Origin of the sequence: Ruminococcus sp. Marseille-P328 (assembly GCF_964249465.1) — a bacterium.
Taxonomy (GTDB): domain Bacteria; phylum Bacillota; class Clostridia; order Lachnospirales; family Lachnospiraceae; genus Blautia_A; species Blautia_A faecis.
In genome coordinates, this window is sequence record NZ_CAXUBQ010000007.1 from 72,263 (window position 1) to 89,498 (window position 17,236).

The window sequence follows — 17,236 nt, forward strand, 5'->3', positions numbered from 1 at the left end:
GTGGAAGCACAAAAAAGGCTTCCACTTTTTGTTATATGATCATTGTTATAGCCTGTACAACAACAAGACTTTCAATCACCATCATAGTTTCCCATATTTTACAGCTGCGGTTATGATCCACAGACACCATAGCTGTAGAGAACAGGGAAAACAGCGCTGGAGCAAGAGGAAGAAAATAACGTCCCTGAATGCCCTGTATATGATCACAATCCATTGTGGTATAACCGACCATCATGGAAAACATGATCAGCAGCAAAGATCCCAGACAGCTAAAGGCGATAAATGTCCGGTTTTTCCTGGTGAAAACCGGGGCGTCTCCTTTTACGTTTACAAGCAGTAAAAGAATGATCAGGAATACTATTAAAAGGGACCAGTTGATATTAATATCCAGCCAGGATAATTTTCCACCTAATAAGCCTCGTAGAATGGTGTCACTGCACTGGATGACCGTATTCCATAAAATATAAATGGTTTGGAGCGGGTGCTGGAATACATATGAAATCGGATAAATAGTATTTTCCGGATCCGCAGAAATATCTGTGGCAAACATTGCAGAAAACATAGGCATAAATTTAATTAAAGTAACTGCAATTAAAAGGACAGCTCCCACGCAGATACATAAAGGAACGATCCAGCGCATCTTTTTATGCATGTGATGATGGGGCACATGGGAAAAACACATGAGCAACAATAACAAAAGTGGAAGGTAAACCCCGCCTTTCACAATTGCAATGAACAGTGCCAGAAATCCAAGAGCAATCAGGTAACTTTTTTTTCGTCTGGGGTTATGTAAACTGTAAAAACACAGCGCCGTAAACAAAAAAATGAACCCATTTATCACAGAATCATAGGAAGCAGAAGCTGCCTGCTGCAGTGTGATAGGCAAAAGCCCAAGTGCTCCCAGAAGATTTTTTCCAAATGGTGCAATGCAAATGGCTAAATAGACCAGAAGAATAAATACCAAAAGACTGCAGATTCTTGCCAGCTGGAAAGTAAGCATGGGGGAAAGGTGTAGCAGCCTGCCTATACTAAGTCCTATCGCAGCCGGAACATAAACGACTGCAGGAACCAGACTTGATGTGCTTACATAGGAAATCTCGATCAGATCCGTATCCGAAGCAAACTCAAGGCTGTGAAACAGAAGCTGGTAGTAGGAGTTCGTCTCCAGTCCATTGCTTAACATATCGCTTAACTGAGCGTCACAACGCCGTTTATATATGGTGCTGCCTGGGGTTTCCGTATTTTTTACAAACAGCATTTTGTTAGAAAGGCTGTAAGCTGCATCAAAATGCGTTGGTTCATCCGGAACTCCGTGAACAGTAACCAGGCATTGGAAAATCAGTCCCAGAAATAAAGCTACAGGAACATAAAATTTCTGCACAGTCATCTGGCGGATAATGATCAGATAAAATGTCATTATTATAAATAAAAGCAAGATCACACACAGCGCAATATAAAAATAAAGCATGAAATTATTGTCGCCGTAAGTGAAGGAATAAATAATATTTGTATGACTGTTTGTATCGTTGTTAAACTCCTGAACCAGGGCCTGTTTTTCATTTGATGTAAAAGAAAGAACCGTTTTGTCCCCATTTATTAATTCCAGTTTTAATTGTAAATGTGCATTTTCAGAGGCACTTACTGGCTGGGGCAGATCGCAGGTCAGTTCTTTCTTTTTTGTTGCTCGGAAAACGGAAAGTGCGTGTTCTGCCTGATAATAAATTTCTCCAGAATCTGCATTTGCCAGAGTGATGAAAAGGCGGGCATTGGAATTTTTATTTTTTGCAGTGCCCTCAAGTGTAAACATCTTTAACTCAGGAACTGTACAGGTAAACGTCTCTGTAAGAACGGGGGAATCCGAGGACAAGGTTATGGTACCTGTAGGTTTATGAGTTGTCATCATAACGTACTCAATGGGCTGATGAAGGTTAAAACGAAACTGGGCTTTATACATAAGAAGACATACACCACTGATAGAGAGAAGAATGATAAAAAGCGAGAGGATATGTCCTGGTATTTTCTTTTCTTTATTCATATATAGAATCTCCTGTGTAAAAAATATTTGTGAAATATGCTCTGCTATTCACACAAAAATAAAATTTCATGTTAAAATATTATAACGAATCGGAAATAAATATGCAATGATTTATAAGAAAAGAGAGGGATAAATGAAGAAACGGAAGCGCTTACTGGTTATACTTTCAACATTTGTCATGGCTGCTCAGCCCCTGTGCGTTGCCGCAGAAATGCAGGATGCAGAAGGCTTTGGGGCAGTAGAAGAAATATGGGCTGACGAGGAGAACGAGGAGGAATTTTCAGCTGCTCCTGAAGTGGGGAATGAGGATTTAAATGGCTTTCAGGCTGAAATTTCCACAGAGGAAAATGACAGGATTGAGGCAGAAGAATCTGGTGAGATCATCTCCGGTGCTATTGCAGGAGATTCCGTTGACAGCGGCATCAGCCTTTTTTCTCTGGACTATTACACGGACAGCTATGGTGCTCAGTTGGATGGAAATGCAAAGGCCTTGTACGATCTTCTGGTGCAGAATTATGTGGTGGATTACAGCCAGTATCTGGACAGCGTTGATTTTCCTTTTGAATTTCCTGATACCATTACATTTGAAGCAGTTGTTGAGGATGGCAGTTTTCAGAGAAAAGGAGAAAGCTATGTACAGGCTACCGATGATGTGAAAACAGCAATTCAGGCAGCTTCAGATGCTTTTTCCTATGATTATCCACAAGCTTTCTGGTTCAGGGGCAGCAACTATGGATACCGGGTCAGCTGTGTTCGGGATGGGTCCTCTTCTACCGGATACAGGGGAACCTTTAAGAATTTCACCTTTAAACCGGCGAACAGGGAAATCAGTGAGAATGCCCATACTCGAATGGGGGATTTTATGGATGGTGTTCAGAATGCTGTTGCAGAGCTGAATGAGCAGACTTTGGGCATGGATATGGAGCAGAAAATAAAGCGGATTCATGATTATATCTGTCAGAGAGTTACTTACAGGAACGATAATACTTTGTGGGTGCATTCTGCCGCCTCGTTGTTTCTGGATGCAGATCCTGCATTTGTCTGTGAGGGCTATGCGAAATCCATGAAAATTTTCTGCTATTATATGGGAATAAATTGTGCATGTATCAGCGGAACAGCCAGGGGAACTTCTTCAGGAATTCCTGGAGCGCACATGTGGAATTATGTACAGATGGATGATGGAAACTGGTATCTGGTGGATGCCACATGGGATGATGTGGGAACCCCTCCATCTTCACGGTATTTGCTGGTAGGAAGGGCTACAAAGGGGCAATATATTACCATTGGTGAGGAACGTGTGGAGTATACTAGTTTTTCTACTACTTCAGCAGAAACGGCTGGTCCTGTGTTTATTTTGCCGGTTCTGGCAGAAGAGAGTTATGCGGATAATAAGGGGAAAAATGAGCCCGCAGTTACATCTGCGCCTACAGTGACACCAACTGCGGCGGTAAGTGCGGGACCGCCCCCGACTGCAAGTGCGGAACCGACCCCGACCGTAAGCGTGAAACCAGCGCCAACCGTAAGTGTGGCTCCGACTCCGACTGCAAGTGCGGAACCGACCCCGACCGTAAGCGTAAAACCGGCGCCAACCGTAAGTGTGGCTCCGCCTCCGACTGCAAGTGCGGAACCGACCCCGACCGTAAGCGTGAAACCGGCGCCGACCGTAAGTGTGGCTCCGCCTCCGACTGCAAGTGCGGAACCGACCCCGACCGTAAGCGTGAAACCGGCGCCAACCGTAAGTGTGGCTCCGACCCCGACTGCAAGTGCGGAACCGGCACCGACTGTAAGCGTGAAACCGGCGCCAACGGCAAGTGCGAAAACGACACCCACCGCGAGTGTAGCCCCGATACCAACTGTAAGCGTGGCTCCAATACCGACTGCGACACCTATACCAACTACCACCATACTTACCTTACGGGTAAAACAAACCTACAAGTCAGGTGGTAAAATAAAGTCAGTCCGCACCACCAATAAGAAGATTGTCAAAGTGGATAAGAAGGGCAAAATCACTGGGAAAAAAGCCGGAAAAGCAACGGTAACCATCACCTATACCAACGGAAGCCGCAGGATTTTCCGGGTAAAAGTGCAGAAAGGCATTGTAAAAACAACGGCTGTTTCCGTGAATAAACGGAATATAATCCTTGCCAGAAAAGGAAAAAGCTTTCAGCTGAAAGTTACTCGCACACCAGTCACCAGCCAGCAAAAAGTAACTTATAAAAGTTCCAATTCCAAAGTAGCAGCAGTAAATTCAAAAGGAAAAATAGTTGCGAAAAAGAAAGGAACAGCTACAATTACAGTGAAGTCAGGAAACAAAAAAATTACCTGCAAAGTCAAAGTAAAGAAATAACCCCAAAATACTGTCAGAACCGAAACAAAATAAAGTTTTGGTTTTGACAGTATTTTTTTATTGACAAAGCCCAAAAATATGATATACTTTGATAATCAAACTATTTTAAAATAAAAACAAGAAACTACACAACATACCTGGAGGGTATTATGGTTGGAAAAATAAAGGGAACCGGTTCCTACAGGCCGGTTCAGGTGTGGGACAATGACAAACTGTCCCACATGATGGATACAAGTGATGAGTGGATTCGTGGGCGAACCGGAATCGGTCAGAGACACATTGCAAGCGGTGGAGAGAACGTTGCTTATATGGCGGCTCGTGCGGCTGAGGAAGCTCTTTCAGATGCAGGAATGCGACCGGAAGAGATTGACTTGCTCCTGGTGTCTACCATGTCATCTGAAAGGATTATGCCATGTGCTGCCTGTGAAGTGCAGAAACTGATCGGTGCAGTGAACGCAGCCTGCTTTGATCTGAACGGTGCATGCACAGGATTTCTGTTGGCATTGAATACAGCTCAAGCCTATCTGGGGCAGCAGATTTATCGCAGGGCATTGGTAATCGGTTCAGAAACTCTTTCCCATCTTACAAACTGGAAGGACAGAAGTACCTGCGTATTGTTTGGCGATGGCGCCGGTGCGGTGGTGCTGGAAGCGGAAGAAAATGCAGTCTATACCCAGGCTGTTCATTCTATTGGAAGCAGAGGCGAAGCCCTTACCTGTGTCAGCCGCAATCAGCAGCAATTTATAGAAAAAGACGCAGATATTTCTTCAACTTACATGCAGATGGATGGAAAAGAAGTATTCAAATTTGCAGTTTCCAAAGTTCCGGAAGTGATTATGGAGGTTTTGGAAAAAGCAGGAAAAACAAAAGAAGAAATCCGCTTTTACATGCTTCATCAGGCGAATAAAAGGATCGTTGCTTCAGTGGCAAAACACATGAACGAACCTTTGGAAAAGTATCCGATGAACATAGAAAATTTAGGAAATACATCCTCCGCAAGCATTCCGCTTCTCCTGGATGAGTGGAATAAAAAAGGCAGATTAAATTCAGAAGACTGGATTATCCTTTCAGGATTTGGCGGTGGACTTACCTATGGAGCCAGCCTGCTTCAGTGGTAAAAATGTGTATCAGGGCTTTGAAAAATAAAACTATAGCAGATAAAAAAGGCTGCTTTGCCATGGAAATCAGGTAATTCAGGCTGATAAATACAGGTTGTTAGAGAGCGCTTTGAAAATCATTTCCGCAATTTGCGCGCCTATTTTGCAGTATATTTTGCAGAATGTCTTTTTCAACACACTCGGGTCATATAAAGTGAACAGCAACCAAGTAAAGCTTTGAATCATAAAAAGTTGAAAATGGATTTGAAAATCTAAAAAACAAAATAAGGAGAACAAAAAAATGTTAGAAAAAATCAAAGAAATCGCAGCAGATTCATTAGGAGCAGACGTAAGTACAATGACAGCAGAAACATCTTTCAAAGAAGATCTCGGAGCAGATTCCCTTGATCTTTTTGAGATGGTAATGGCACTGGAGGAAGAGTTTGAGGTAGAGATTCCTACTGAAGATCTTGAGAATATTAAGACCATCGGTGATGTGGAAAGCTATCTTCAGAGTCGCCAGTAATTTGAAAATTTTGTATTCAGACTTTGGCAGTATACAGAAATAATCAGCCGGAATGTCAGGAAATATAAGTTATTTAAAGGATGATTCCGGCATGTATTTGCCATAGGCGGGCATGGTATAACGGAATTACAGAATGGAGAATTTCATGAAAACAGAAGTTACAGAATTACTTGGAATTGAATACCCGATCATTCAGGGCGGCATGGCCTGGGTGGCAGAATATCATCTGGCAGCAGCTGTTTCAGCAGCTGGCGGACTGGGGCTGATTGGAGCCGCAAGCGCTCCTGCAGACTGGGTTCGTCAGCAGGTACGGGAGGTAAAAAAACTGACCGATAAACCTTTTGGTGTGAATATTATGCTGATGAGTCCATACGCAGATGAGATTGCACAGGTAATTGTGGAAGAAAAAGTTCCAGTGGTTACAACCGGTGCAGGAAACCCTGAGAAATACATGAAAATGTGGAAGGAAGCAGGAGTAAAGATCATTCCGGTTATTGCTTCTGTGGCTCACGCAAAGAGAATGGAGCGATGCGGAGCGGATGCCGTAGTGGCAGAAGGATGTGAATCCGGCGGCCATATCGGTGAGACAACCACAATGGTTCTGGTGCCTCAGGTCGTAGATGCAGTGAACATTCCGGTTATTGCAGCTGGTGGAATCGCAGACGGAAGAGGGATTGCAGCAGCCTTCATGCTTGGTGCAAAAGCCGTTCAGATGGGAACTCATTTTGTGGCAACCACAGAGTGCTGGGCACATCAGAATTACAAAGATATGATACTGAAAGCAAAGGACATTGACACAAAAGTAACCGGTCGCTCCACCGGTCATCCGGTACGTGCTCTCCGCAATCAGATGACAAAAGAATACTTGAAAAAAGAGGCAGAAGGAGTTCCGTTTGAGGAACTGGAGCAGATGACACTTGGCAGCCTGCGCCGTGCTGTTGTAGACGGAGATGTGAAAATGGGAAGCGTTATGGCTGGTCAGAGTGCAGGACTTGTGAAGGAGCAGATGAGCTGTCAGGAACTGATCAGAAAGCTGGTAAAAGAGACGGATGCGTTGTTGAAAGGAACTGGAATTTATGAGTAAGATCGCATTTCTTTTCCCTGGACAGGGAGCACAGAAGGCTGGAATGGGACAGGATTTTTATGAAAAGTATCCCTCTGCCAGACAGATTTTTGACCAGGCAAGTCAATGGCTTTCTCTGGATATGAAAGCTCTTTGCTTTGAAAAAAATGACAGATTAAACCTTACAGAATATACGCAGGCAGCACTGGTAACCACTTGTCTTGCAATGGAAAAAGTGGTGGAGGAGTGTGGGCTTCATCCGGATATAACTGCCGGATTAAGCCTTGGAGAGTACTGTGCCATCGCTGTTTCAGGTGGAATGAGTGTGAAAGATGCCATAGTAACTGTGCGAAAAAGAGGAATTCTTATGGAACACGCAGTGCCGGCAGGAGAAGGCTCTATGGCAGCTGTTATAGGTCTTGATGCAGATAAGATCCAGACCGCAATTGCAGGAACAAAGGCTGAAATTGCCAATTATAATTGCCCTGGACAGATTGTTATCACAGGACCAAAACCCGCTGTAGAAGAAGCTTCTGTGAAGCTGAAAGAAGCCGGTGCAAGGCGTGTACTTTCCCTTGCAGTAAGTGGTCCTTTTCATTCCTCTTTGCTTCAAAATGCAGGAAAAGAACTGGAAAAAGAACTGTCAAAAGTAGAGTTTTCCGGTCTGAAGATTCCTTATGTGACCAATGTAACCGCCCAGTATGTGACAGACATCAGCGAGACAAAAAATCTTCTTGCAAGGCAGATTTCTTCCTCTGTTCTCTGGCTGCAGAGTGTGGAAAAGATGATTCAGGAGGGTGTGGATACTTTCGTAGAAATTGGTCCCGGAAAGACTTTGGCTGGTTTTATGAAGAAAATAGCGCCGGAAATGAAGACCTATAATATTCAGAATGTGGAAGATCTTGAACAGATTTCAGATCTTATACACAGTAGAAAATAAGATCAAAAACAGTTAATTAAAATAATACAGGTATTATCAGAAGCAGCCGATACGGAGAAATTCAGAAGTGGTTAACAAAGGAAAAGTTAATGTTTGTCGTGCTGGAAAAATATGATATTCACCTGACTTTACAGGAGTAAAACAAGGAATGAATGCAGAAAAAAAGATTGCAGTTGTAACAGGTGCTTCCCGTGGAATCGGAAGAGCAATTGCTCTTGAACTTGCTGCTAAGGGAGCATTTGTAGTTATAAATTATAATGGTTCAAAAGAAAAAGCAGAGGCAGTGAAAGCAGAGATTATTGCTGCCGGAGGTTCGGCTGAAACCAGTCAGTGCAACGTATCTGACTTTGATGCCTGCGGTGCTTTTATTAAAGAAACAGTAAAAAAATATGGACAGATAGATATCTTGGTGAATAATGCAGGAATTACAAAAGACGGGCTTCTGATGGCAATGAGTGAGGAAGATTTCTGCAGGGTTATAGATACAAATCTTAAAGGAACTTTTAACTGCATTCGTCATGTGACCAGACAGATGTTGAAGCAGAAAAGCGGACGCATTGTAAATATGGCATCCATTGTTGGCATCGGCGGAAACCCCGGACAGGCTAATTATGCAGCCTCAAAAGCAGGTGTGATCGGTCTCACAAAGACTGCAGCAAAGGAACTTGCATCAAGAGGAATTACCGTAAATGCCGTTGCTCCTGGCTTTATCAGAACGGACATGACAGATGTACTTTCTGATAAGGTAAAAGAAGAAACCTTGAAGAATATTCCTATGGGAACTTATGGTGAACCGGAGGATGTAGCCAAGGCAGTAGCATTCCTGGCATCACCGGAAGCCAGATATATTACAGGGCAGGTTTTGTGCGTAGACGGAGGAATGTTATGAGTAAAAGACGTGTAGTGGTGACTGGACTTGGAGCAGTAACACCTGTGGGAAATAATGTGCAGGCCTTCTGGGAAAGTGTAAAAACAGGTAAGGTAGGAATCGGAGAAATTACCAGATTTGATACTGCAGATTTTAAGGTGAAGCTTGCTGCAGAAGTAAAAAATTTTAATGCAAAAGATTATATGGATTTTAAAGCTGCCAAACGAATGGAGTTGTTTTCCCAGTATGCAGTGGCTGCATCAAAGGAAGCTATGGCAGATGCAGGAATTGAAATGGAAAAAGAAGATCCTTTCCGCATCGGGGTAATTGTGGGTTCTGGCATTGGAAGCCTTCCTGCAATGGAGGCAGCAGATCAGAGACTGATCCAGCGCGGACCATCCAAGGTTGACCCTCTTCTTGTTCCCAAAATGATCAGCAATATGGCCGCTGGAAACGTATCCATTGCGCTTGGTGCAAGGGGAAAATGCACCAACGTAGTGACTGCCTGTGCGTCTGGAACACATTGTATCGGAGATGCATTTCGTGCAATCCAGTATGGCGATGCAGAAGTTATGATCGCAGGGGGAACGGAAGGTGCGATCAGCCCGGTTGGTGTGGCTGGATTTACGAATCTGACCGCTCTTAGCACCAGTCAGGATCCATATCGTGCATCCATTCCATTCGATAAAGAAAGAGGCGGTTTCGTAATTGGAGAAGGAGCCGGAGTTGTTGTTCTGGAGGAACTTGAGCATGCAAAAGCACGTGGTGCGAGGATCTATGCTGAGGTAGTGGGATATGGCGCAACTGCCGATGCCTACCACATTACTTCTCCGATTGAAGACGGCAGCGGAGCGGCGCATGCTATGACGGATGCCATGAAAGAAGCTGGTGTACAACCTGAAGAAATCGACTACATTAATGCGCACGGAACCGGTACACATCACAACGATCTCTTTGAGACAAGAGCCATTAAAGCAGCACTTGGAGATGCGGCAAAGAAGGTAAAAATCAATTCTACTAAATCTATGATCGGACATCTTTTAGGAGCCGCCGGAGGTGTGGAAGCTGTTGTCTGTGTGAAGTCCATTGAGGAAGGTTTTATTCATCAGACTGTAGGCACAAAGGAGACAGAAGAAGAGTTGGATCTCGATTATTGTATCGGCGGACCAACACGGCAGGAAGTAAATTATGCTATGAGTAATTCTCTTGGATTTGGTGGACATAACGCAGTACTTTTAATGAAAAAATACAGGTAAAAGTGAGTAATATCAGTTTGCGAAGCCTGTAACTTTGAAGGTACTGAACAGCTACATTTAAAGTATGAATTGCTGCAGAAATTGCTGTAAATAAGGAGAAAAAATCATGGAATTTGAACAGATATTAAAGTTGGTTGACCATGTATCAGCTTCTCATCTGGAGTCTTTCTGCTATGAAAGTGATGGAGTGAAACTGACTTTAAATAATAAAATTGCACCTGTGATCATACCTGGAACCATGCAAAATAACATATTATCTGGTGCTGAAACAGGAGAAAAAGGTTTCGTATATGGAGAAAAGTATAGCATTTCAGAACAGGCTCCAGATAGAAAAATGGCGGATAAAGAACTTTCTGCAAGTGAGAAAAAACAGGCTTCAGATACAATGATTTCCAACGGAGAACCAACAGGAAATACTGTGAAATCTCCTCTGGTAGGAACATTCTATGCAGCTCCATCTGAGGATGCTCCTGCCTTTGTAAAAGTGGGAGATATAGTAAAAAAAGGACAGATTCTTGCTATTGTAGAAGCTATGAAACTGATGAACGATATTGAAAGCGATTTTGATGGAGAAGTTGCAGAAATTCTGGTTGAAAACGGTCAGCCTGTAGAGTATGGACAGCCGTTATTTGTAATCCGTTGATATGGAAAGAAGCTAAATTTTATAATATCCATGTTAAAAGGTCAGAATCCCTTTTGACACGCAGACCATTTTATCAAAAATAGGATAAATACATTTGTTTTTCAATGAAATAGGAGCAGATATGAATCACTTAAATATAAAACAAATTGAGGAAATCCTTCCTCATCGTCACCCGTTCCTTTTGGTTGACTACATCGAAGATTATGAACCGGGAGAATTTGCTGTTGGCTATAAATGTGTCACATTCCGGGAGGATTTTTTTAAAGGACATTTTCCCCAGGAGCCGGTAATGCCAGGCGTTCTGATCGTGGAGGCACTGGCACAGACAGGTGCGGTCGCGATTCTTTCCAAGCCTGAAAACAAAGGCAGGATTGCTTACTTTGGCGGCATTGATAAGTGCCGGTTTAAAGGGAAAGTTCAGCCTGGAGATAAGCTAAAACTGGAAATGAAAGTCATGAAACAGAAAGGGCCTATGGGTGTTGGAGAGGCTGTGGCAACTGTGGATGGAAAGGTTGTAGTGAAAGCGGAACTTACTTTTATGGTGGGCTAGATAGATATATATAACGATACTCGGAAGGGTGAAATTATGATCAGAAAGTTATTAATTGCCAATCGCGGAGAAATTGCCGTAAGGATCATCCGCGCCTGTCGGGAAATGGGAATAGAAGCAGTTGCAGTGTATTCTGAGGCAGACAAAGAAAGCCTGCATACGCAGCTTGCAGACGAAGCCATCTGTATTGGACCGGGACCTTCTGTTAAAAGTTATCTGAATATGGAAAGTATTATCAGTGCCGCCATAGTATCCGGTGCAGATGCAATACATCCTGGATTTGGCTTCTTATCTGAAAATGCCAGATTTGCCCAGATTTGTGAGCAGTGCGGCATCACTTTTGTGGGACCTCCATCACAGGTAATCCAGAATCTGGGAAACAAACAGATTGCCAGAAATACCATGGAAGCAGCAGGAGTTCCAGTAATCCCCGGCACTACAAAAGCTATTCTGGATGTGGAAACAGGAGCAAGAGAGGCCAGTCAGATTGGCTATCCGGTCATCATAAAAGCAGCTCTTGGAGGCGGTGGAAAAGGTATGAGAACTGCCTTCTCTCCGGAGGACTTTGAACTGGCATTTCTTACAGCCCAGAAGGAATCTCAGATCGCATTTGGAGATGGAACCATGTATATCGAGCATTTTGTGGAACATCCCAGACATATTGAATTTCAGATCCTTGCAGACAGTCATGGAAATGTAGTACACCTTGGAGAAAGGGACTGTTCGATTCAGCGAAATCATCAGAAAATGATTGAAGAATCTCCTTCTATGGCAGTGTCAGAAGAGCTGCGGAAAGAGATGGGAATTGCAGCAGTAAAAGCGGCGAAAGCAGCACATTATGTAAATGCCGGAACTATTGAATTTCTCCTTGAAAAGACAGGGAAATTTTATTTTATGGAGATGAATACCCGTATTCAGGTTGAGCATCCTGTGACAGAATGGGTTACCGGTCTGGATCTGGTTAAGGAGCAGTTAAGGATTGCTTCCGGGGAAGCTCTGCCTTTTTCCCAGGAAGATATTCATATTCAGGGACATGCTATAGAATGTCGTATTAATGCCGAAAATCCATGGAAAAATTTTCGCCCGTCACCTGGAACAATCACGGATCTTCATCTTCCCGGAGGCCAGGGAATCCGGGTAGATACAGGAATTTACAATGGTTATCAGATTCCACCGTATTATGATTCCATGCTTGCAAAGCTGATCGTACACGGCAATAACCGTGAGGAAGCAATTGCAAAAATGAAAAGCGCTCTGGGAGAAATGATCATTCAGGGTGTTGATACAAATGTAGACTATCAGTTTGAAATTATGAACGATCCGGACTATCAGAAAGGTGTATTTGATATCGGCTTTCTGGAGAGTCATCAGATCGGAGGAGTGAAGGTAAATGAAGCTTAGATATGCCTTTAAACGTACAATTGCAAACAAATCTGCAGGTGCAGATAAAGAACTGAAACCAGAAGTGCCGGATGGTATGCTGAAGAAATGCAATGCCTGCAAGGCCGCTGTATTTGTAGATGAGGTGAAAAAGAATGCCTATATCTGTCCGCATTGCGGCAATTATTTCCGTGTTCATGCAAGGAGAAGAATCGAAATGCTGGCAGATGAAGGAACCTTTGAAGAGTGGGATAGGGTAATGCCAATAAGTAATCCTTTGTCCTATAAAGGGTACGAAGAGAAGGTAAAAAAGCTTCAGGAAAAGACAAACCTGGACGAAGCAATTGTCACAGGAAAGGCAAAAATAGGCGGAATATCTGTAGTGCTTGGAGTGTGTGACAGCCGTTTTCTCATGGCTAGTATGGGAGAAAATGTGGGAGAAAAAATTGCCAGAGCAGTGGAAAGGGCAACACAGGAACGTCTGCCTGTAGTGCTTTTTGCCTGCTCAGGAGGTGCCAGAATGCAGGAAGGAATTGTATCCCTGATGCAGATGGCAAAGACTTCCGCAGCTTTAAAAAGACACAGCGATTCCGGGCTTCTTTATATCAGTGTCCTTACGAATCCAACTACCGGTGGTGTGACAGCAAGCTTTGCCATGTTGGGAGATATTATCCTGGCAGAACCAGGTGCATTAATTGGTTTTGCAGGTCCCAGAGTGATAGAACAAACGATCCGGCAGAAGCTTCCTAAAGGATTTCAGAGTTCAGAATTTCTGTTGGAACATGGATTTATTGATCAGATTGCAGAACGAAAGAACATGAAAGAAACACTGGCCAGACTCTTGAAAATGCACTGTAAAAATGACTGCGCAGAAAGTCTGGACGGGCAGGAAAATGCAGAGAATATTTCTGTAAAAAAATCTGATTCAGCTGATAGCATGTCTGTAAACAGCAAATTGAATGTGGATTTTACGACGAAAATCACAGCAAAAAAATCTGCCTGGGAGCATGTTTCTCTTGCACGAAGCAAAGAACGCCCAACAGGAAAAGATTATCTTCCATGGTTGTTTGATTATTTTACAGAGCTTCATGGAGACAGACTTTTTGGTGATGACCCGGCTCTGGTTGGCGGTATTGCATACCTGGCAGGAAAGCCTGTAACTGTGATTGTCCAGGAAAAAGGAAATGGTACAAAAGAGAATATTGCCCATAATTTTGGCATGGTTTCTCCGGAAGGTTACCGAAAATCCCTACGGCTTATGAAGCAGGCAGAAAAGTTCCACAGACCAGTGATCTGCCTTGTGGATACACCTGGGGCATTCTGTGGACTGGAGGCGGAAGAACGAGGCCAGGGAGAGGCAATTGCCCGAAATCTGTATGAGCTCTCCAGCCTTAAAGTTCCGGTGCTTTCTATTGTAATCGGAGAAGGCGGCAGCGGTGGAGCCCTTGCTCTTGCCGTAGGTGATCAGGTCTGGATGATGGAGAATTCCATTTATTCAATTCTTTCACCAGAAGGCTTTGCATCTATTTTGTGGAAAGACAGCACACGGGCAAAGGAAGCCGCAGAAGTAATGAAGCTGACAGCCGCAGATCTGAAGGAGCTTGGAATTATTGAGCAGGTAATCCCTGAGAATCAGCCTCTTACCAGAGAAAATATGGCAGATACCATGGAAGAGTTGAAAAACAGAATAGAAGAATTCCTGGAAACTTATCAGTTGCTTGATCCGGAAAAATTACTGAATAAGCGCTATACTCGTTTTAGAAATTTGTAAAATTGTAGAAAAACATATCAAATTGTGATATACTTACCGTAAATATTTGCTTGAATGTTTTATAGAAAATAATGTTGTCACATTATAGGAGAGAAAAGAGTGGAGAACAGGGAAGTTATTAATGATGTACTGGTACATCTGTTCAACGAGATTATGGAGCTGGAAGAGCAGGCGATCATTACGGAAGAATATAAGGATATCACGAATAATGATATGCATATTATTGAAGCTGTAGGCCTTGGCGGGAACAAAATGTCCGACATTGCGGCCAAACTGAATATCACCGTAGGTTCCCTGACTACTTCCATGAACAGCCTTGTAAAAAAGGGATACGCCACAAGGGAGCGAAGTGAGCAGGATCGCCGTGTGGTATTTATCCATCTCACCCTGAAAGGAAGAAAGGCATATCATCACCATGCGGAATTTCACCGCAAAATGACAGATGCAGTGCTTGATGTACTGGACGAGAAGGAAGCGCTTGTCCTTGCCAAGGCCCTGGACAGTCTGACCCTTTTCTTTAGACAGTATAAATCATAATATCGGTAGAACCAGGGCATTTTGACTGTGATAAAGCTGAACTTCTCTTTTTTGAAGCCCATATTTTGATCTGGATAATGATTATGACGCATATAGTTTGACTATAAATCCAAGAGACAAATATCTGACTGTTGCAGCAGTATATTTTCTATTACGGTTACTGTTCACTCCGTTCACAGTAACACGCTTCGCGATGCACAGAAATCATGCTTTGCATGATTTCGCGCCGCAACTCTCGGGTTTTCTGTGAACTTTGTTCACAAAAAACACCTCGCGGAATGTTACCAGTGAACAGTAACCTATTACGAACTGATGGGATCAGGTAAAGATCCGGAAAGGACATTCTATGAAGAGAAGAGCATTATCATGGTTTATGGCCGCTGCACTTGGTGTTGGAACAATGGCTGGAGGTATTGGAAGCGCAAATATTGTATTGGCAGAAGAACAGAATGAAGAAACGGAAGCGGCAGATGAGACATCAGAAGAGCCGGCTGATGAGACGGATTCAGACAGTTCTGTAATGAAAATTGGGGCACTGAAGGGACCTACTGCAATGGGAATGGCACAGCTTCTGGACGATGAGAATTACGAGTTTTCCCTTGCTGCATCTCCAGATGAAATTGTTCCAATGATCGTTCAGGGACAGGTAGATGTAGCAGCTGTTCCATCCAATTTAGCCTCCGTTTTATATCAGAAAACAGATAAAAACGTCAGCGTTCTGGCAGTAAATACTCTTGGTGTTCTTTATCTGGTGGAGAATGGTGATTCCATCCAGTCTGTAGATGATTTAAAGGGAAAAACGATCTATGCCAGTGGTAAAGGTGCGACTCCGGAGTATGCGTTAAACTCTGTTCTGAAGTCTAATGGACTGGATCCGGAGAAGGATGTGACCATTGAGTACAAGTCTGAGCATGCAGAGGTTGTAGCAGCGCTTGCAGAAGACCAGACAGCAGTTGGACTTCTTCCACAGCCTTTTGTAACCACTGCACTTATGAAGAATGAGAACCTTCGTGTGGCCCTTGACCTGAATGAGCTTTGGGAGTCTTCTGCAACAGATGGAAGCAGGCTGGTAACAGGTGTTGTAATTGCCAGAAATGATTATCTGAAAGAGCATGAAGCAGATATTGATGCGTTTATGGATGCATATAAGGACTCTGTAGAATTTGTAAATTCTGATACAGAAGCAGCTGCCCAGATCATTGGAAACCATGATATTATTCCGGCAGAAGTTGCAGCAAAAGCCATTCCGGAATGCAGTATTGTATTCATGGAGGGCGACGAAATGCAGACCATTCTTTCCGGCTATCTGAACACACTAAATGAGCAGAATCCGGAAACAATCGGAGGTCAGTTACCAGATGAGGACTTCTATTATAAACGCTGATAAGGCAAAAAAATATCGGATATTTTATAAAATTGTGGCAGCTGCTGTATGGATTATGGTATGGCAGCTGACCAGTATGTGGCTGAAACAGGAGATCCTTCTGGCATCTCCTGTTTCTGTTATAAAGAGACTTACCGAATTGATTGTAATGGGAGATTTCTGGAAATCTGTGGTGTTCAGTTTCGTAAGGATTATACTGGGATTTTCTCTGGCTTTGATCCTGGGAACGGTTCTGGCGGCGCTTTCTTCTGCTTTTTTTGCTGTGGAAGTGCTGATGGAGCCATTGATCATGGTGATAAAAGCTACGCCAGTTGCTTCTTTTATCATTCTGTGCCTGATTTGGATCCCATCCAGAAACTTATCCGTTTTTATTTCGTTTCTCATGGTTTTTCCAGTGGTATATACAAATATTCTGGAAGGAATCAGGCAGACGGACAAACAGCTTCTGGAGATGGCAGATTCCTTTGGAGCGGGAGTGGGAAAAAAATTACAATTTATCTATCTTTCCCAGGTTATGCCATATGCAGTTACTGCCTGTAAACTGGGACTTGGTCTCTGTTGGAAAGCGGGAATTGCGGCTGAAGTAATCGGCATTCCTGCTGGTTCCATCGGTGAAAAATTATACAAAGCCAAGGTGTATCTGGAGACACCAGACCTGTTTGCATGGACAATTGTCATTATTGCAGTGAGTGTGGGATTTGAGAAGATTTTTATGTTTGCGTTGAGAAGAAGTGTGGGAGAATAACCGTAAAAGGAAGCATTTTCGAGAAAATATCCGGGCGAAAATGCTTCCTTTTTATAGGGAGCTTTAAAACCTGCATATCCTGCAGAAAGCCTTT

At 43.4% G+C, this 17,236-nt stretch carries 15 protein-coding genes; 14 read left to right on the forward strand and 1 reads right to left on the reverse strand.

Annotated features, from left to right (window positions below; all coding sequences use genetic code 11):
* Positions 1 to 31: 31 nt before the first annotated feature.
* Positions 32 to 2,035, reverse strand: coding sequence for a DUF2142 domain-containing protein (locus tag ACESTK_RS06840; protein WP_373119268.1), 2,004 nt, complete (start codon positions 2,033 to 2,035; stop codon positions 32 to 34).
* A 133-nt stretch (positions 2,036 to 2,168) separates the two neighbouring features.
* On the opposite strand from ACESTK_RS06840, the gene ACESTK_RS06845 reads away from it, so the two are divergent.
* The 14 genes from ACESTK_RS06845 (at position 2,169) to ACESTK_RS06910 (ending at position 17,142) form a co-directional block, all read left to right on the forward strand.
* Complete coding sequence (locus tag ACESTK_RS06845; protein ID WP_373119270.1) at positions 2,169 to 4,382, forward strand: Ig-like domain-containing protein; 2,214 nt, start codon at positions 2,169 to 2,171, stop codon at positions 4,380 to 4,382.
* Between the two features lie 149 nt (positions 4,383 to 4,531).
* Positions 4,532 to 5,500 carry a beta-ketoacyl-ACP synthase III gene (locus ACESTK_RS06850; RefSeq protein ID WP_373119272.1) on the forward strand — a complete coding sequence of 323 codons (969 nt, stop codon included), beginning with the start codon at positions 4,532 to 4,534 and terminating at the stop codon, positions 5,498 to 5,500.
* Between the two features lie 280 nt (positions 5,501 to 5,780).
* The gene (gene acpP, locus ACESTK_RS06855) at positions 5,781 to 6,005 is read left to right on the forward strand and encodes an acyl carrier protein (RefSeq protein WP_118578781.1); all 225 of its coding nucleotides are present in this window, start codon (positions 5,781 to 5,783) and stop codon (positions 6,003 to 6,005) included.
* 145 nt (positions 6,006 to 6,150) lie between these two features.
* Positions 6,151 to 7,089 (forward strand): enoyl-[acyl-carrier-protein] reductase FabK, encoded by a 939-nt coding sequence (gene fabK, locus ACESTK_RS06860; protein WP_118578783.1) that lies wholly within the window; start codon positions 6,151 to 6,153, stop codon positions 7,087 to 7,089.
* Positions 7,082 to 8,008: an ACP S-malonyltransferase gene (gene fabD, locus ACESTK_RS06865; protein ID WP_227200586.1), complete on the forward strand. Its 927-nt coding sequence runs from the start codon at positions 7,082 to 7,084 to the stop codon at positions 8,006 to 8,008. Before fabK ends, fabD begins: the two co-directional genes overlap by 8 nt.
* Positions 8,009 to 8,156: 148 nt before the next feature.
* Positions 8,157 to 8,897 (forward strand): 3-oxoacyl-[acyl-carrier-protein] reductase, encoded by a 741-nt coding sequence (gene fabG, locus ACESTK_RS06870; protein ID WP_227200587.1) that lies wholly within the window; start codon positions 8,157 to 8,159, stop codon positions 8,895 to 8,897.
* Entirely contained in the window at positions 8,894 to 10,132 is a 1,239-nt protein-coding gene (fabF, locus tag ACESTK_RS06875) for a beta-ketoacyl-ACP synthase II (RefSeq protein ID WP_227200596.1), read from the forward strand. Before fabG ends, fabF begins: the two co-directional genes overlap by 4 nt.
* A gap of 106 nt (positions 10,133 to 10,238) precedes the next feature.
* Positions 10,239 to 10,775 carry an acetyl-CoA carboxylase biotin carboxyl carrier protein gene (accB, locus tag ACESTK_RS06880; protein ID WP_118578789.1) on the forward strand — a complete coding sequence of 179 codons (537 nt, stop codon included), beginning with the start codon at positions 10,239 to 10,241 and terminating at the stop codon, positions 10,773 to 10,775.
* Positions 10,776 to 10,896: 121 nt separating this feature from the next.
* A complete protein-coding gene (gene fabZ, locus ACESTK_RS06885) occupies positions 10,897 to 11,325 on the forward strand; it encodes a 3-hydroxyacyl-ACP dehydratase FabZ (protein ID WP_118578791.1) in 429 nt (142 codons plus the stop codon).
* Positions 11,326 to 11,361: 36 nt separating this feature from the next.
* On the forward strand, positions 11,362 to 12,726 hold the full coding sequence (locus tag ACESTK_RS06890; RefSeq protein ID WP_148462174.1) for an acetyl-CoA carboxylase biotin carboxylase subunit: 1,365 nt from the start codon (positions 11,362 to 11,364) through the stop codon (positions 12,724 to 12,726).
* Complete coding sequence (locus ACESTK_RS06895; RefSeq protein WP_237963824.1) at positions 12,716 to 14,476, forward strand: acetyl-CoA carboxylase carboxyltransferase subunit alpha; 1,761 nt, start codon at positions 12,716 to 12,718, stop codon at positions 14,474 to 14,476. The genes ACESTK_RS06890 and ACESTK_RS06895 overlap by 11 nt, the downstream gene beginning before the upstream one ends.
* Positions 14,477 to 14,575: 99 nt before the next feature.
* A complete protein-coding gene (locus ACESTK_RS06900; RefSeq protein WP_330602502.1) occupies positions 14,576 to 15,013 on the forward strand; it encodes a MarR family transcriptional regulator in 438 nt (145 codons plus the stop codon).
* 346 nt (positions 15,014 to 15,359) lie between these two features.
* Positions 15,360 to 16,397, forward strand: coding sequence for an ABC transporter substrate-binding protein (locus ACESTK_RS06905; protein ID WP_237963715.1), 1,038 nt, complete (start codon positions 15,360 to 15,362; stop codon positions 16,395 to 16,397).
* On the forward strand, positions 16,372 to 17,142 hold the full coding sequence (locus ACESTK_RS06910; RefSeq protein ID WP_148462177.1) for an ABC transporter permease: 771 nt from the start codon (positions 16,372 to 16,374) through the stop codon (positions 17,140 to 17,142). Before ACESTK_RS06905 ends, ACESTK_RS06910 begins: the two co-directional genes overlap by 26 nt.
* The last annotated feature ends 94 nt before the right edge of the window (positions 17,143 to 17,236 follow it).

What these genes read in the sequence shown, in the direction of transcription:
- ACESTK_RS06840 (WP_373119268.1), bottom strand. Translation starts at nt 2,035, where the DNA reads ATGAATAAAGAAAAGAAAATACCAGGACATATCCTCTCGCTTTTTATC.
- ACESTK_RS06845 (WP_373119270.1), top strand. Translation starts at nt 2,169, where the DNA reads ATGAAGAAACGGAAGCGCTTACTGGTTATACTTTCAACATTTGTCATG.
- ACESTK_RS06850 (WP_373119272.1), top strand. Translation starts at nt 4,532, where the DNA reads ATGGTTGGAAAAATAAAGGGAACCGGTTCCTACAGGCCGGTTCAGGTG.
- acpP (WP_118578781.1), top strand. Translation starts at nt 5,781, where the DNA reads ATGTTAGAAAAAATCAAAGAAATCGCAGCAGATTCATTAGGAGCAGAC.
- fabK (WP_118578783.1), top strand. Translation starts at nt 6,151, where the DNA reads ATGAAAACAGAAGTTACAGAATTACTTGGAATTGAATACCCGATCATT.
- fabD (WP_227200586.1), top strand. Translation starts at nt 7,082, where the DNA reads ATGAGTAAGATCGCATTTCTTTTCCCTGGACAGGGAGCACAGAAGGCT.
- fabG (WP_227200587.1), top strand. Translation starts at nt 8,157, where the DNA reads ATGAATGCAGAAAAAAAGATTGCAGTTGTAACAGGTGCTTCCCGTGGA.
- fabF (WP_227200596.1), top strand. Translation starts at nt 8,894, where the DNA reads ATGAGTAAAAGACGTGTAGTGGTGACTGGACTTGGAGCAGTAACACCT.
- accB (WP_118578789.1), top strand. Translation starts at nt 10,239, where the DNA reads ATGGAATTTGAACAGATATTAAAGTTGGTTGACCATGTATCAGCTTCT.
- fabZ (WP_118578791.1), top strand. Translation starts at nt 10,897, where the DNA reads ATGAATCACTTAAATATAAAACAAATTGAGGAAATCCTTCCTCATCGT.
- ACESTK_RS06890 (WP_148462174.1), top strand. Translation starts at nt 11,362, where the DNA reads ATGATCAGAAAGTTATTAATTGCCAATCGCGGAGAAATTGCCGTAAGG.
- ACESTK_RS06895 (WP_237963824.1), top strand. Translation starts at nt 12,716, where the DNA reads ATGAAGCTTAGATATGCCTTTAAACGTACAATTGCAAACAAATCTGCA.
- ACESTK_RS06905 (WP_237963715.1), top strand. Translation starts at nt 15,360, where the DNA reads ATGAAGAGAAGAGCATTATCATGGTTTATGGCCGCTGCACTTGGTGTT.
- ACESTK_RS06910 (WP_148462177.1), top strand. Translation starts at nt 16,372, where the DNA reads ATGAGGACTTCTATTATAAACGCTGATAAGGCAAAAAAATATCGGATA.